This is a genomic window from Streptomyces sp. NPDC028331, from assembly GCF_055565775.1.
Genome location: NZ_JBVHTR010000018.1, coordinates 16,509 through 29,846, shown reverse-complemented (window position 1 = coordinate 29,846; position 13,338 = coordinate 16,509). Strand labels below are relative to the sequence as shown.

General features: G+C 72.8%; 14 protein-coding genes. 9 read left to right on the top strand and 5 right to left on the bottom strand.

Features of this window, described 5'->3' with window-relative positions; all coding sequences use genetic code 11:
* Nucleotides 1-316: 316 nt before the first annotated feature.
* The gene (gene hisN, locus ACZ4SW_RS24980) at nucleotides 317-1,117 is read right to left on the bottom strand and encodes a histidinol-phosphatase (RefSeq protein WP_468249852.1); all 801 of its coding nucleotides are present in this window, start codon (nucleotides 1,115-1,117) and stop codon (nucleotides 317-319) included.
* A 204-nt stretch (nucleotides 1,118-1,321) separates the two neighbouring features.
* Here hisN and ACZ4SW_RS24975 point away from each other — a divergent pair, with 204 nt between their 5' ends.
* Nucleotides 1,322-1,930, top strand: a complete 609-nt coding sequence (locus ACZ4SW_RS24975) for a TetR/AcrR family transcriptional regulator (RefSeq protein WP_468249848.1) — start codon at nucleotides 1,322-1,324, stop codon at nucleotides 1,928-1,930.
* Between the two features lie 107 nt (nucleotides 1,931-2,037).
* Here ACZ4SW_RS24975 and ACZ4SW_RS24970 read toward each other — a convergent pair whose 3' ends face one another.
* The 4 genes from ACZ4SW_RS24970 to ACZ4SW_RS24955 form a co-directional block, all read right to left on the bottom strand.
* A complete protein-coding gene (locus ACZ4SW_RS24970) occupies nucleotides 2,038-2,361 on the bottom strand; it encodes a DMT family transporter (RefSeq protein ID WP_468249845.1) in 324 nt (107 codons plus the stop codon).
* Nucleotides 2,362-2,465: 104 nt separating this feature from the next.
* Entirely contained in the window at nucleotides 2,466-3,476 is a 1,011-nt protein-coding gene (gene rsgA, locus ACZ4SW_RS24965; protein ID WP_468249839.1) for a ribosome small subunit-dependent GTPase A, read from the bottom strand.
* 17 nt (nucleotides 3,477-3,493) lie between these two features.
* Nucleotides 3,494-4,810, bottom strand: a complete 1,317-nt coding sequence (aroA, locus tag ACZ4SW_RS24960; RefSeq protein WP_468249832.1) for a 3-phosphoshikimate 1-carboxyvinyltransferase — start codon at nucleotides 4,808-4,810, stop codon at nucleotides 3,494-3,496.
* Between the two features lie 155 nt (nucleotides 4,811-4,965).
* Complete coding sequence (locus ACZ4SW_RS24955) at nucleotides 4,966-5,697, bottom strand: M50 family metallopeptidase (protein WP_468250248.1); 732 nt, start codon at nucleotides 5,695-5,697, stop codon at nucleotides 4,966-4,968.
* Between the two features lie 49 nt (nucleotides 5,698-5,746).
* On the opposite strand from ACZ4SW_RS24955, the gene ACZ4SW_RS24950 reads away from it, so the two are divergent.
* The 8 genes from ACZ4SW_RS24950 to def all read left to right on the top strand — a co-directional run bounded on the left by ACZ4SW_RS24950 (nucleotide 5,747) and on the right by def (nucleotide 13,211).
* Nucleotides 5,747-6,571, top strand: coding sequence for an SOS response-associated peptidase (locus ACZ4SW_RS24950; RefSeq protein WP_453192067.1), 825 nt, complete (start codon nucleotides 5,747-5,749; stop codon nucleotides 6,569-6,571).
* Nucleotides 6,572-6,581: 10 nt separating this feature from the next.
* Nucleotides 6,582-7,208, top strand: a complete 627-nt coding sequence (locus ACZ4SW_RS24945) for an alpha/beta hydrolase family protein (protein ID WP_468250244.1) — start codon at nucleotides 6,582-6,584, stop codon at nucleotides 7,206-7,208.
* Between the two features lie 255 nt (nucleotides 7,209-7,463).
* Complete coding sequence (gene sigR, locus ACZ4SW_RS24940; protein ID WP_468250241.1) at nucleotides 7,464-8,144, top strand: RNA polymerase sigma factor SigR; 681 nt, start codon at nucleotides 7,464-7,466, stop codon at nucleotides 8,142-8,144.
* A complete protein-coding gene (gene rsrA / locus ACZ4SW_RS24935) occupies nucleotides 8,141-8,443 on the top strand; it encodes a mycothiol system anti-sigma-R factor (protein WP_468249826.1) in 303 nt (100 codons plus the stop codon). The genes sigR and rsrA overlap by 4 nt, the downstream gene beginning before the upstream one ends.
* Nucleotides 8,444-8,638: 195 nt before the next feature.
* Entirely contained in the window at nucleotides 8,639-10,021 is a 1,383-nt protein-coding gene (locus ACZ4SW_RS24930) for an HD-GYP domain-containing protein (protein ID WP_468249820.1), read from the top strand.
* Nucleotides 10,018-11,286 (top strand): HD-GYP domain-containing protein, encoded by a 1,269-nt coding sequence (locus ACZ4SW_RS24925; protein ID WP_468249815.1) that lies wholly within the window; start codon nucleotides 10,018-10,020, stop codon nucleotides 11,284-11,286. The genes ACZ4SW_RS24930 and ACZ4SW_RS24925 overlap by 4 nt, the downstream gene beginning before the upstream one ends.
* Nucleotides 11,287-11,481: 195 nt before the next feature.
* The gene (locus tag ACZ4SW_RS24920; protein WP_468249810.1) at nucleotides 11,482-12,462 is read left to right on the top strand and encodes a tetratricopeptide repeat protein; all 981 of its coding nucleotides are present in this window, start codon (nucleotides 11,482-11,484) and stop codon (nucleotides 12,460-12,462) included.
* A 98-nt stretch (nucleotides 12,463-12,560) separates the two neighbouring features.
* The gene (gene def / locus ACZ4SW_RS24915; RefSeq protein ID WP_468249806.1) at nucleotides 12,561-13,211 is read left to right on the top strand and encodes a peptide deformylase; all 651 of its coding nucleotides are present in this window, start codon (nucleotides 12,561-12,563) and stop codon (nucleotides 13,209-13,211) included.
* The last annotated feature ends 127 nt before the right edge of the window (nucleotides 13,212-13,338 follow it).

Genomic DNA, 13,338 nt, shown 5'->3' with positions numbered 1-13,338 from the left:
CCCACTCGATGGCGTCGGCTCGGGGCTCCGGATCCGTAGGATGCCGCCCACCGGAAGTGCCCGTTCAAGCTTCACAAATTCACAAGTGGGTGATCCCCAGCTTCCCAGGCAAAGGGTCGGTCAACAAGAGGGCGCGCGACGTGAGTTCAGGGGCGCTCGCGGAGCACAGGAGCACCCCTGGTGTCTCATACCGGCCGGTAAGGACCGCCCCGGGCCGACAGGGACTGCGATCGGCCGGAAGGGCGGCACCGGCGGAAGAGCTGGTACCGGCCGGAAGGTCTAGTACCGGCCGGAAGGGCTGGTAAAGCCGGAAGGCCTAGTACCGGTCGTTCAGATAGTCCAGCAACGTGTCGTGGAGAAGGCCGTTCGACGCCGCCGCGTTGCCGCTGTGCGGGCCCGGGCGGCCGTCCAGGCCCGTGAAGGAGCCGCCGGCCTCGGTCACGATGATCGCGTTCGCCGCCATGTCCCACAGCGACAGCTCCGGCTCGGCGCAGAGGTCCACCGAGCCCTCCGCGACCATCATGTACGGCCAGAAGTCGCCGTAGCCGCGGGTGCGCCACACCGCGCGCGTCAGGTCCAGGAAGCCGTTCAGCCGGCCCTGCTCCTCCCAGCCAGAGAGCGAGGAGTAGGCGAAGGAGGCGTCCGACAGCCTCGAGACGCGCGAGACGTGCAGCCGTGACGCCGAGGAGAGACTGCGCCCGGTGAACGCGCCGTGCCCCTTCGCGGCCCACCAGCGGCGGCCCAGCGCGGGCGCCGAGACGACCCCGACGACCGGCTGGTAGCCCCCTTCGCCCGCCTCCATCAGCGAGATCAGCGTGGCCCACACCGGTACGCCCCGCACGTAGTTCTTGGTGCCGTCGATCGGGTCGATCACCCAGCGGCGGGGACCCGTTCCCTCGACGCCGTACTCCTCGCCGAGGATCGCGTCGCGCGGCCGGGCGCGCTGGAGCTGGCCGCGGATCAGCTCCTCGGCGGCCTTGTCGGCCTCGCTCACCGGTGTCATGTCCGGTTTGGTCTCGACCTTGAGGTCCAGGGCCTTGAACCGGGCCGTGGTCGCGGCGTCGGCCGCGTCCGCGAGCACATGGGCGAGCCGCAGGTCATCGCGATAGTCGGGCATGACCGAACCGTATCTGTCCCTTCCCCGGACAGGCCACAGGGGACGGGGGGATCTTCGCGGGGTGCCTCCGGAGGCGCCACCGCACTGTCGCTGTTCGCGGCGTGTGACGGCGGGTACGCGCCCCTCTGTGCCGCCGAGAACCCTTGACACTGTCGGTGCACGCGTCAACCCTGTCCGTCAGAGCCCCTGGTCCCGAGGGAGGCGATGATGCCTGCAGCGCGGGAATCCCTGCTGGACGCCGCCTACACGGCGCTCCTGCGCCGACCATGGTCCGCCGTGCGCATGGTGGACGTGGCCGCGGCGGCCGGTGTGTCCCGCCAGACGCTGTACAACGAGTTCGGCAGCAAGGACGGACTCGCCCGAGCCCTGGTGCGCCGGGAGGCGGACGGGTACCTCGCGGGCGTCGAGAGGGCTCTCGCCGGGCACGGGGACGCGGGCGAGCGGCTGTCTTCGGCCGCGGAGTGGACCGTCTCGGCGGCGCGCGGGAACGTCCTCGTCCGGGCCATGCTCACCGGGTGCTGGAACGAGTCGCTGCCCTCGCCGTCACTCGCGGCCGTGCCGTCCGGCTCCGCGGTGCCGGCGCAGCGCCGGGCCGATGGGCCGCTGCCCTCGCCGTCGGATCTCGTGGGCCTGGTCCGCGATCGCGCCGTCGCGGCGGTGGCCGTCCCCGGCATGGGCAAGGGCGACGCCGCGGAGTTGGCCCGCGCCTGTGAGGTGGTGGTCCGGCTGTCGCTGTCGTGCGTGACGGCCCCGCCCGGGGAGGGCGGGGTGACGGAACTGGTGCGGGGTGCGCTGCCGCGACACGTCCGGTGACGGTGCGCCTCGCGCCCGCGCGGCGCACAGGGAGCGCGGGCGCGAGACCGCGCGGCCCCACAGGGTGCGCGCCCCCGGTTCCGGATTCCGCGCCCCTCAGTTCGCACTCAGTGGGCTGACCCCGAAAGCTGCAAGCCGACGACACCCACGATCACGAACGTGATCGAGACGATCTTCAGCGTCGACACCAGGTCGCCCAGGAACACCATCCCGTAGATCGCCGTACCCGCCGCCCCGATCCCCGTCCACACCGCGTACGCCGGACCGACGTCCAGTTTCCTCAACGACAGCGTGAGGAGTCCGAAGCTGCCCAGCGCGAAACAGCAGAACGCGATGGTCGGCCAGAGCCTGGTGAAACCGTGGGAGAGCTTGAGGCAGACGGCGAAGCCGGTTTCGAGCAGTCCGGCCACGATGACCAGCAGCCACGCCATGTGTCGTCCTCCCGGGTCCCCACACCGGCTGCTTCGTCCGGTCGGATCAAGCTCGGTGCGAGTAAGCCTTTACCTGCGGGTGAGGGACGCAAACACCGGCGAGGTCAGTCCCCTTCCCTGCGTTCCCGCGTGGCCAGCAGCCTGCGCAGGGAGTACAGCCGGGCCGGGTCCGCGTGCCCCTCGGCGACCCATGCGTCCAGCGCGCAGTCCGGTTCGTCGTGGCTGCACGCCCGCGGGCACCCCTCGGTACCGGGCTCCAGGTCCGGGAAGGCGTGGATGACGCGGGACGGGTCGATGTGCGCGAGGCCGAAGGACCGTACGCCCGGCGTGTCGACGACCCACCCGTCCGCCTCCCGCAGCGGCAGCGCGAGCGCCGAGGTCGTGGTGTGCCGGCCGCGGCCCGTGACCGCGTTGACGTGCCCGGTCATACGGCGCCGCTCCTCCGGAACCAGCGCGTTGACCAGGGTCGTCTTGCCCACGCCCGAATGCCCGACGAACGCGGTGACCTTGCCGTCGAGGTGCACGCGCACGCGGTGCGCGGCATCCCCGGTCTCCAGTTCCTCCCGGCTGGTGACGACGAAGGGGATGTCCAGGTCGCCGTACAGCTCCAGCAGCTTGTCGGGCGGGGCGAGGTCCGACTTGGTCAGCACCAGCAGCGGGTCCAGACCGCCGTCGAAGGCGGCCACCAGGCAGCGGTCGATCAGGCGCGGGCGCGGCTCGGGGTCCGCGAGCGCGGTGACGATGGCCAACTGGTCGGCGTTGGCGACGACCACGCGCTCGTAGGGATCGTCGTCGTCGGCGGTGCGGCGCAGCACCGAGGCGCGTTCCTCGATGCGGACGATCCGCGCGAGGGTGTCCTTCTGACCGGACAGGTCGCCGACCAGGGCGACGCGGTCACCGACCACCGCGGCCTTGCGGCCCAGTTCGCGGGCCTTCATCGCCATGACCGTACGGCCGTCGACGAGGCAGGTCAGCCGGCCGCGGTCGACGGTGAGGACCATGCCCTCCGCCGCGTCCTCGTGTTTCGGCCGGATGTGCGTACGCGGTCGGTTGCCCCTGCGGTTGGGGCGGCTGCGGATGTCGTCCTCGTCGGTGTGCTTGCCGTAGCGGCGCATGGTCGTCAGTCCGCCCGTCAGTTCCCCAGCATCCCGGTCCACAGGTCGGGGAAGTCCGGCAGGGTCTTGGCCGTGGTCGCCACGTTCTCGATCTGCACGCCCTCGACCGCGAGGCCGATGACGGCGCCCGCGGTGGCCATGCGGTGGTCCTCGTAGGTGTGGAAGACACCGCCGTGCAGGGGGCGGGGGCGGATGTGCAGACCGTCGGCGGTCTCGGTGACGTCGCCGCCCAGCTCGTTGATCTCCTTGGTCAGGGCGGCCAGGCGGTCCGTCTCGTGCAGCCGCAGATGGGCCACACCGCGCAGGGTGGACGGGGAGTCCGCGAGGGCCGCGACCGCCGCGATGCCCGGGGTGAGCTCGCCGACCTCGCTCAGGTCCACGTCGATGCCGTGGATGGCACCCGAACCGGTGAAGGCCAGGCCGCGTTCGGTCAGTTCGCAGGAGCCGCCCATCTCGGTGAAGATCTCGCGCAGCCGGTCGCCGGGCTGGGTCGTACGGGCCGGCCAGTCCGGGATGACGACCGTGCCGCCGGTGACCAGCGCGGCGGCGAGGAACGGCTGGGCGTTGGACAGGTCGGGCTCGACGGTCAGGTCACGCCCGAGCAGGGCGCCCGGCGTGACCCGCCAGACGTTGGGTTCGCCGCCCGACTCGGGGGTGTCCACCTGGGCGCCGACCGCGCGCAGCATGTCGACGGTCATCCGGATGTGCGGCAGGGAGGGCAGCGTGGCGCCGGTGTGGCGGACCTCGACGCCCTGGTTGAAGCGGGGCGCGGACAGCAGCAGGGCGCTGACGAACTGGGAGGACGAGGACGCGTCGACCGACACCGGGCCGCCGTCCAGCGCGCCGCCGCCGTGGACGGTCAGCGGCAGCGCGCCGCGGCCGTCGTCGTCGATGCGGGCGCCGAGGACGCGCAGGGCGTCGATCACGCCGTTCAGCGGGCGTTCGTACGAGCGCGGGTCGCCGTCGAAGCGGATCGGGCCGTCGGCGAGGGCGGCCACCGGGGGCAGGAAGCGCATCACGGTGCCGGCGTTGCCGACGTCGACCGTGGCCGGGCCGTGCAGTACGGCGGGGATGACGCGCCAGGTCTCGCCGGAGCCGTCAGGCCCCACCCCCTCCTCGATGCCGACCCCCATCGCGCGCAGGGCCGCGGCCATCAGCAGGGTGTCGCGGGAGCGCAGCGGGCGGCGCAGCCAGCCGGGCTCGGAGGCGAGGGCGGCGAGCACGAGCGCGCGGTTGGTGACCGACTTGGACCCGGGCACGTGGACCGTCGCGTCGACGGCTCCGCTCGCGTGCGGGGCGGGCCAGAGGGCGGTGTGCGGGGGGTTCGGGGCCATGACCCCACTCTATAAGGGTGCCGTTGACGGGGCCGTCGTCCGGGAGCGGCCCCGTTGCGGCCGGCCGGTCCCACCGGGTTCCGGGCCTTGCTCGAACAGGGGGACGCCTTCGCGGCGACCCGCACGGCGCGACAGCCCGCCTCCCCTGCGGGGCGTCACATCTCCAGCAGCCAGCGCGCGCCTCCCATCAGCGAGCACAGCGACACCGCGTGGAACAGGAACAGCCACAGGCCCGCGGGGACGTTCGTCAGCCGGGCGAGCTGGTCGGCGTCCGAGTCGCGGGCGCCCCCGCGGGACCGCTTGGCGTGCAGCTCGAAGGCCGGGCGCACGCCGCCGAGCAGCAGGAACCACACCGCCGCGTAGGCGAACGCCGCCTGCACCTGCGGGCCGGTCAGCCAGGACACCGCCAGGAACGTGCCGCCGGTCAGCAGCACGGTCAGCGCCCCGTACGCGTTGCGGATCATCGCGAGCATCGCCACGAGGAGCGCGGTCGCCAGCCACAGCAGCGCGGTGATGTGCCCGGCGGCGAGCAGCGCGGCGCCGCCGAGGCCGAGGAGCGGGGGAGCGGTGTACCCCGCTGCGGCGGTGAGGATCATGCCGAGCCCGTACGGCTTGCCACGGCTGACCGTGAGACCGCTGGTGTCCGAGTGGAGCCGGATGCCGGTGAGCGTGCGGCCGGTGAGCAGCGCCACCAGGCCGTGGCCGCCCTCGTGGGCGATGGTGATCGCGTTGCGGGATATCCGCCACAGGCTGTGCGGGACGACCACGGCGAGCGCCGCGACCATGGTTGCGATCACCACCCACAGTGCGGGGTCCGGCTGGCTGCCGAAGACCTCGTCCCAGAGATCGGGCAGTGAACTCAGCGAGGTCGAGGCGAGGCTGTCCATTGCGGTGAGTGGCTCCAGGTGTGTCGGCGGATCTGGCAGTGTGGCACGCATGTGCGGACGGTACGCAGCGAGTCGCAGGCCCGAGGATCTCGCAGGAATCTTTGAAATCGAGAAGATCGAGGAGTCGGAGCCGGAGGGGTCCCCGGCGCCCGACTACAACGTGGCTCCGACCAAGGAGGTCTACGCGGTTCTGGACCGTCCTGTGAAGGACGCCGGCGACACGCGCCCGGTTCGCCAGCTCCGCCGGCTCAGGTGGGGCCTCGTGCCCTCCTGGGCCAAGTCCCCCGAGGGCGGCGCCCGCATGATCAACGCGCGCGCCGAGACCGTGCACGAGAAGCCGTCGTACCGCCGCGCCTTCGCCGCCCGGCGGTGCATCCTGCCCGCCGACGGCTACTACGAGTGGGTCACCGGCAAGGACGAGCGCGACCTGGAGGTCGAGGGCAGGCGGAAGCGCCCGCGCAAGCAGCCGTACTTCGTGCTGCCCGCCGACGGCTCGGTCTTCGCGATGGCCGGGCTGTACGAGTTCTGGCGCGACCGGACCCTGCCCGACGACCACCCCCGGGCCTGGTGGGTGACCTGCTCGGTGATCACCACGGAGGCGGAGACGACCCCGCTGGCGGTGGCCCCGGCCGAGGGCCCGCGCACCCTCGCCGACATCCACCCCCGGATGCCGCTGATGCTCACCCCGGACCGCTGGGACGCCTGGCTCGACCCGTCCCGCACGGACCCCGACGACCTGCGCTCCCTGCTGGACCCGCCGCCCCCCGGCCTGATGCGCGCCTATCCGGTCTCCACGGCGGTCAGCAACGTCCGGAACAACGGCCCGGAGCTGCTGAAGGAGCTGGCGGGGCCCGAAGAGGGCACACTGTTCTGACGTGACCGATGTGACACAGAGCGTCGAGACGGACGCCGGTACGGCCCGCGTGACCTGGCACCGGGCGAAGCAGGCGCGGCTGGTCCTGGCCGTGAGCCACGGCGCCGGCGGCGGCATCGAGGCGCGCGACCTCCAGGCGCTCGCCCGGGTCCTGCCCGGGCACGGTGTGACCGTCGCGCTCGTCGAGCAGCCCTGGCGCGTCGCCGGCAAGAAGGTGGCGCCCGCGCCGAAGACGCTGGATCTGGGCTGGCGCGGGGTGTGGCCCGCGCTCGCCGGGCCGGGGCTGCCGGTGGTCGCGGGCGGGCGCAGCGCCGGGGCGCGGGTCGCCTGCCGCACGGCGACCGAGCTGGGCGCGCACGCGGTCCTCGCCCTGAGCTTCCCGCTGCATCCCCCCGGCCGGCCGGAGAAGTCCCGCGCGGAGGAACTGCTGGCCGCGGGCGTGCCCACGCTGGTGGTGCAGGGCGGCAACGACCCGTTCGGGAAGCCCGAGGAGTTCCCGCAGGGCTCCTACGAGATCGTCGACGTGCCCTTCGGCGACCACGGCTTCGCGGTGCCCAAGCGCGCGGACACCACCCAGGAGCGGGCCCTGGAGACGATCACCGACGCCGTGGTGAAGTGGGTCACGTCACTCGGGTGACGTCCGGGAATGTTGCGCGACGGACCACTGTTGTGGGGATCAGACGGCACCGGCCGTGCTGTTACGCACCGACGAGAGGAAGTCCGCCGCATGGGTTCGACCATCTGCCCGAGCCGCAGCAGCAGCGCTGACCTGGAGTGGACGGTGCTGCACGCGGCGAAGACCGCTCCGATTCGAGCGGCGGCGGGCAAGGATGTTCGTCTATCCTCCGATTCGAGTGGGACCGGTCTCGGTCCCGCCACGTCGCTGGAGGAGGTGGGTCCGGTCACCGGTACCGACGCAGGGACCGACTACGGCCAGGCGGAGCAGCCCGAGGGCCGGGGCACGGGCACGGAGTCGTCCGCCGAGCGCAGCGCGCGCTTCGAGCGGGACGCGCTCGAATTCCTCGACCAGATGTATTCGGCCGCGCTGCGCATGACGCGCAACCCGGCCGACGCGGAGGACCTGGTGCAGGAGACGTACGCCAAGGCGTACGCGTCCTTCCACCAGTTCCGCGAGGGCACCAACCTCAAGGCCTGGCTGTACCGGATCCTCACCAACACGTTCATCAACTCGTACCGCAAGAAGCAGCGCGAACCCCAGCGCAGCGCGGCCGAGGAGATCGAGGACTGGCAGCTGGCACGCGCCGAGTCGCACATGTCGACCGGTCTGCGCTCGGCGGAGTCGCAGGCCCTCGACCACCTGCCCGACTCGGACGTGAAGGAAGCGCTGCAGGCGATCCCCGAGGAATTCCGCATCGCCGTCTACCTCGCGGACGTAGAGGGCTTTGCCTACAAGGAGATCGCCGACATCATGGGGACACCCATCGGCACGGTGATGTCCCGGCTGCACCGGGGCCGTCGTCAACTGCGCGGCATGCTCGAGGACTACGCCCGCGAGCGCGGACTGGTCCCGGCCGGCGCCGGAGAGTCGAACGAGAAAGGCTCGGGCTCATGAGCTGCGGAGAGCCGCACGAGACGGACTGCAGTGAGGTCCTGGACCATCTCTACGAGTTCCTCGACAGTGAGATGCCGGACGTCGACCGCACCAAGTTCCAGCAGCACTTCAAGGAGTGCTCCCCCTGCCTGGAGAAGTACGGGCTGGAGCAGGCCGTGAAGAAGCTGGTCAAGCGGTGCTGCGGCCACGACGACGTGCCGACGGACCTGCGGGCGAAGGTCATGAGCCGGATCGAGCTGATCCGCTCCGGTCAGACGGTCCCCGAGCACGATGTGACCGCGACACCCCAGGAGTCCTGAACTCCAGTTCGGGACGCTCGGTCAATCCTCGACAGTTCATCACCCGAACGTGCTAATCCGCGGGTCGCAAGCCCATGGATTCGCCCAATGCCACCCCGGTCTGCCACCTGCCCCTCTAGGCTCCCGAGCCTGAATGGGGCATGACCGGGCCCGCCCGGTTCCGGGTCCGGGCGCCGGTTCGGCGGGAGGTGCGTCGTGGGACCGGTACGGCCATGGGGCTGCGTGTACGTCGGGTGTGCCGTCCTGGCCGCCCTGTTCTGCGTGGCTCCCGTGCCGGAGCTCCCGGTCCCCTGGTGGGTGGCGGCCCTGCTCGCCGCGCTCTACGCCGCCTGCGAGCAGGCCCCCCGGTGCTCCCTCCTGGGCCGCCGCGCACCCGACGGCATGGGCACCTTCTTCCCCGTGCTGCTCGCCGGGGCGTTCCTGCTGCCGCCCCCGGCCGCCGCGCTCGTCCCGCTGCCGGGCGCCCTGCTCGCCCGCGTCGACGGGCGGCCGGCCTGGCTGCGCCGGACCTGGCGGGCCGCACAGCTCGCCCTGGCCGTCTGGGCGGCCTCCCGCGTGCACTGGTGGCTCGGCGGCCACGACGCGGTCGTCGGCCCCCGCTTCCCGTACGCGCTCCTGCCCGCGGGCGCCGCCGTGGTGGCCTTCTGCCTGGCGCTCACCGCCCTCGACGGTGGCATCCTGGCGCTCGCCGAGGGCGTACCGGCGCACACCGCCTGGCGCGGGCTGTTTCCGCGCTGCCTCGCGCCCGTGGCCGTGCACGGCCTGGCCGGACTGATGATGGCCGTGCTGTGGCGCAGCCCGTACGGGCCGGTCGCGGCGCTGCTCGTGCTGCTGCCCATGTACGTCTCCTGCTGGGTGTTCGCCCAGTACCACCGGGAGCGGGCGGCTCACCAGGCCACGATCCGGGCGCTGGTCCAGGCCGTGGACATCAAGGACGGCTACACCCGCGGGCACAGCGAACGGGTCGGACAGGCCTCGATGATGATCGCCCGCGAACTCGGCATGGAGGACGAACGGGTCGAGGTGCTGCGTTTCGCCGGGATCCTGCACGACGTGGGCAAGCTCGGCGTGCCCACCCGTCTGCTGCGCAAGGACGGACCGCTCACGCCCGAGGAGCGGCGGGTCATCGAACTGCACCCGGAGTACGGCCACGAGATGGTCCGCGGCATCGGGTTCCTCGACGAGGCGCGGTCCGCGATCCTCCACCACCACGAACGCCTCGACGGCAGCGGGTATCCGTACGGGCTGACGGGCGACCGGATCCCCGAGTGCGCCCGCGTGGTCGCCGTCGCCGACGCCTTCGACGCCATGACCTCCACCCGCTCCTACCGGCGGGCCCGTCCCGTCGCCGCGGCCCTGGACGAGCTCCAGCGGTGCGCCGGGTCGCAGTTCGACCCGGCGATGGTGCGGGCGCTGGTCCGGGCCCTGGAAGAGCACGGCTGGCACCCGGTGGTGACCGCGGACGAGGAACGGCGGGACGGGGCCCGTGACGGCCGGGGGCGCGGAAACGTGCCGCCTCCCGCCCTGCCGGCGGCGGTCCGGCCGGCCGGGCGGACCCACGGTGGGGGCGGTGCATGACCTCCGTCCGCCCGCCCCTGGTCCTCGCCCACGCGGCGGCCGGGCTCCTCGCCGCCGGCTGTCTCGCCCGCACCCTCTGGCACGGCCTGGACGCACCCGGTGCCGCCCTCGCCTTCGGGGTGCTCGTCGGCGTGGGGGAGCTCGGCCGGTGGAGCGGCAGCGGCGAGCGGGAGCCCGCACCTCTCGGGGCGGCCGGGGCGCTCGCCTACGCCCTGCTCGGGGAGAACGCGGGCCGGCCCACCCACCACGGTGTGCCCCAGGTCGTCGCGGTGGTGCTCGCGGCGTCCCTGGCCGGCTGCGTCCCGCACGTGGCCCGCGGGCGCGGCCCCACCACCGACCACCTGACCCGCCGCCTGCTCACCGTCGGCTTCGCGGCCGTCTGCTTCCAGCCCCTCTACCACCACGGCGGTCCGCACCACTGGAGCGGACCCGTCTACGCGCTGATCGTCGTCGCCCTGCTCGTCCTGACCACCCTCTGCGACGCCGTGCTCGCCGCCGCGCTCGCGCACTGCCGGACCCGCTGGCCCTTCGGGCCCCTGCTGCGGGACGAGTTGCGCGGCAGGCGCGGCATCGGCTCCGCCGTGTGCGCGACAGGAGCCGTGATGTCCCTGGCCGTCGCGGTCGTCGGCCTGTGGGCGCTGCCCGTCTTCTCGCTGCCGCTGCTGCTCACCCAGCTCTCCTACCGGCGGTACGCGGCCGTGCGCACCACCTACCGGCAGACCATCGCCTCCCTGGCCCGTGCCACCGAGATCGCCGGGTACACGCCCGCCGGGCACGCCCGCCGGGTGGCCGAGCTCAGCCGGGCCGTCGGCCGTGAGATGGGCCTCACCGAGCCCGAGCTGACCGTCCTGGAGTACGCGGCCCTCATGCACGACATCGGGCAGCTCAGCCTGATCGACCCGGTGCCCGCCGGCGCCACCGCCCGGCTGCCCGCCGAGGAGCAGCGGCGCATCGCGCTGCTCGGAGGCGCCGTGGTCCGCCAGACCGGCGTGGACGCCGAGGTCGCCGTCGTCGTGGAACGGCAGGCCGACCCCTACCGGGAACAGCCGGTCAGCGCCAGAATCGTCCGTGCGGTCAACGCATACGAGGAGATGGCGAGGGAAGAGGCGGGACTTGGGGGGCCGCTCAGCGCACTGGAGCGGCTGCGGCTCGCCTGCGCCCGCGACTACCAGCCGGACGTCGTGGAGTCACTCGCACGAGTGCTGCATCAAAGGGGTGGCGCGGTGGGGGTCCCCCCAGGCGTTCAGCTCTGGGGGAGCCTCTGACAAGGGTGGTGGCGGGGCACGGGCGGGCGGTCTGAGGGCCCCCGTGGTGGGGTAACCCATGGGTAATGAGCGTCCGTCCGGCCGTACGTGGTTGGATGCGAGGAGAGGGTGTTCGGGGGCACAGCTCGGTCCGTGGCCCCCGCAGACGGCAGGAATCCGGCAGGCGGGAATCGCAAGGGACTGGCAGGCGGAATCGTGAGGATCTTCGGGAAGGGACGGCACCGGCCCTCCGCCTCCTGGCGGCAGGCCACCGACCGTGCGTTCACCCTGATCGGCGACGGCCGGTACGAGGACGCGGGCGCGCTGCTGACCCGTGCCGCGGACCTGGAACCCTGGCTTTCGGAGTCCTGGTTCAACCTGGCGCTGCTGCACAAGTTCCGCCACGACTGGGAGCAGGCCCGTACCGCCGGGCTGCGCGCGGTGGCGCTGCTGGAGAAGGAGACCGGGGCGCCCGACTGGTGGAACGTGGGCATCGCCGCCACCGCCCTGCAGGACTGGCCCCTGGCCCGCCGCGCCTGGCAGGCGTACGGGCTGAAGGTGCCGGGGGGTGCCGCGGTCTCCTCGGAGCCCGTCGGGATGGAGCTGGGCAGCGCCGCCGTGCGGCTGTCGCCGGAGGGCGAGGCCGAGGTGGTCTGGGGCCGCCGGCTGGACCCCGCCCGCATCGAGGTGCTCTCCATCCCGCTGCCGTCCTCCGGGCGCCGCTGGGGCGAGGTCGTGCTCCACGACGGAGTGCCGCACGGGGAGCGGACGACGGCCACCGGGCACACCTACCCGGTGTTCGACGAGATCGAGCTGTGGGCGCCCTCTCCGGTGCCCACCTGGGTGGTCCTGCTGGAAGCCGCCACCGAGGCCGACCGGGACGCGCTGGAGCAGCTCGCCGCCGACGCTGGGTTCGCCGCCGAGGACTGGTCCTCTTCGGTGCGGCTGCTGTGCCGTACGTGCTCCGAGTCCCGGATGCCGGCCGACGAGGGCGACGGCGAGCACCTCGACCCGCACGACCACAGCGAGCCCGGCCACCCGGGGCCGCTGGGGCACCGCACGGACGGGCAGCTCTGGGTGCCCGAGCGGGAGTGCGGAGTGGCGGCGCCGGCGTCGCTGGTCCGGGGGCTGCTGGACGGATGGGTCGCGGACAGTCCTGATTCCCGGGACTGGCGGGACCTCGAAGAGGTGTGCTGACCGCGCCCCCACCGGTGGATCACGGGGAGGTCACCCGACCGCGCCCCGTAGGCTGTACTCGCAGAATTCTCATGGTTGCAGGAAGGCGTACGTCGGTCATGGCGCAGCAGGACACCGATCAGCAGCACGCGGGCGTGCTCCCCGTCGACGACGAGGGCTATGTCGTCGACACGGAGGACTGCGAGGAGCGCGAGACGGCCTGGCGCGAGCGCGGCACCTCGCGGCCCATCACGGTCGTCGGGAACCCGGTGCTGCACAAGGAGTGCAAGGACGTCACCGAGTTCGGCGAGGAGCTCGAGCAACTGGTCGCGGACATGTTCGCCAGCCAGCGCACCGCGGAGGGTGTGGGCCTGGCCGCCAACCAGATCGGTGTCGACCTGAAGGTCTTCGTGTACGACTGCCAGGACGACGAGGGCGTGCGCCACGTGGGCGTGGTCTGCAACCCCGAGCTCGTCGAGCTGCCCGCCGACAAGCGCCGCCTGGACGACAGCAACGAGGGCTGCCTGTCCGTGCCGGGCGCCTACGCGCAGCTCGCCCGCCCCGACTACGCCGAGGTCACCGGGCAGGACGAGAAGGGCAACCCGATCAGGGTCCGCGGCACCGGCTACTTCGCTCGGTGTTTGCAGCACGAGACGGACCATCTGTACGGCTACCTCTACATCGACCGGCTCTCCAAGCGCGAACGCAAGGACGCCCTGCGGCAGATGGCCGAGAACGAGCCCCGCTACCCCGTGGTGGCCAACGACTGAGCCGTCGCCGCACCCCCTCTCCTCCTCGGGGGGGGGGGGGGGGGGGGGGGGGGGGGGGGGGGTGGGGGGGGGGGGGGGGGGGGGGGGGGGGGGGGGGGGGTGGAGGGCGCGGTAAGCAAGAAAGGAG

Excerpts from the sequence above, each read along its gene's own strand:
- ACZ4SW_RS24970 (WP_468249845.1), bottom strand. The coding sequence starts at position 2,361 with ATGGCGTGGCTGCTGGTCATCGTGGCCGGACTGCTCGAAACCGGCTTC.
- hisN (WP_468249852.1), bottom strand. The coding sequence starts at position 1,117 with ATGCCCGACTATCGCGATGACCTGCGGCTCGCCCATGTGCTCGCGGAC.
- aroA (WP_468249832.1), bottom strand. The coding sequence starts at position 4,810 with ATGGCCCCGAACCCCCCGCACACCGCCCTCTGGCCCGCCCCGCACGCG.
- ACZ4SW_RS24975 (WP_468249848.1), top strand. The coding sequence starts at position 1,322 with ATGATGCCTGCAGCGCGGGAATCCCTGCTGGACGCCGCCTACACGGCG.
- rsrA (WP_468249826.1), top strand. The coding sequence starts at position 8,141 with ATGAGCTGCGGAGAGCCGCACGAGACGGACTGCAGTGAGGTCCTGGAC.
- def (WP_468249806.1), top strand. The coding sequence starts at position 12,561 with ATGGCGCAGCAGGACACCGATCAGCAGCACGCGGGCGTGCTCCCCGTC.
- ACZ4SW_RS24955 (WP_468250248.1), bottom strand. The coding sequence starts at position 5,697 with ATGGACAGCCTCGCCTCGACCTCGCTGAGTTCACTGCCCGATCTCTGG.
- ACZ4SW_RS24950 (WP_453192067.1), top strand. The coding sequence starts at position 5,747 with ATGTGCGGACGGTACGCAGCGAGTCGCAGGCCCGAGGATCTCGCAGGA.
- rsgA (WP_468249839.1), bottom strand. The coding sequence starts at position 3,476 with ATGCGCCGCTACGGCAAGCACACCGACGAGGACGACATCCGCAGCCGC.
- ACZ4SW_RS24925 (WP_468249815.1), top strand. The coding sequence starts at position 10,018 with ATGACCTCCGTCCGCCCGCCCCTGGTCCTCGCCCACGCGGCGGCCGGG.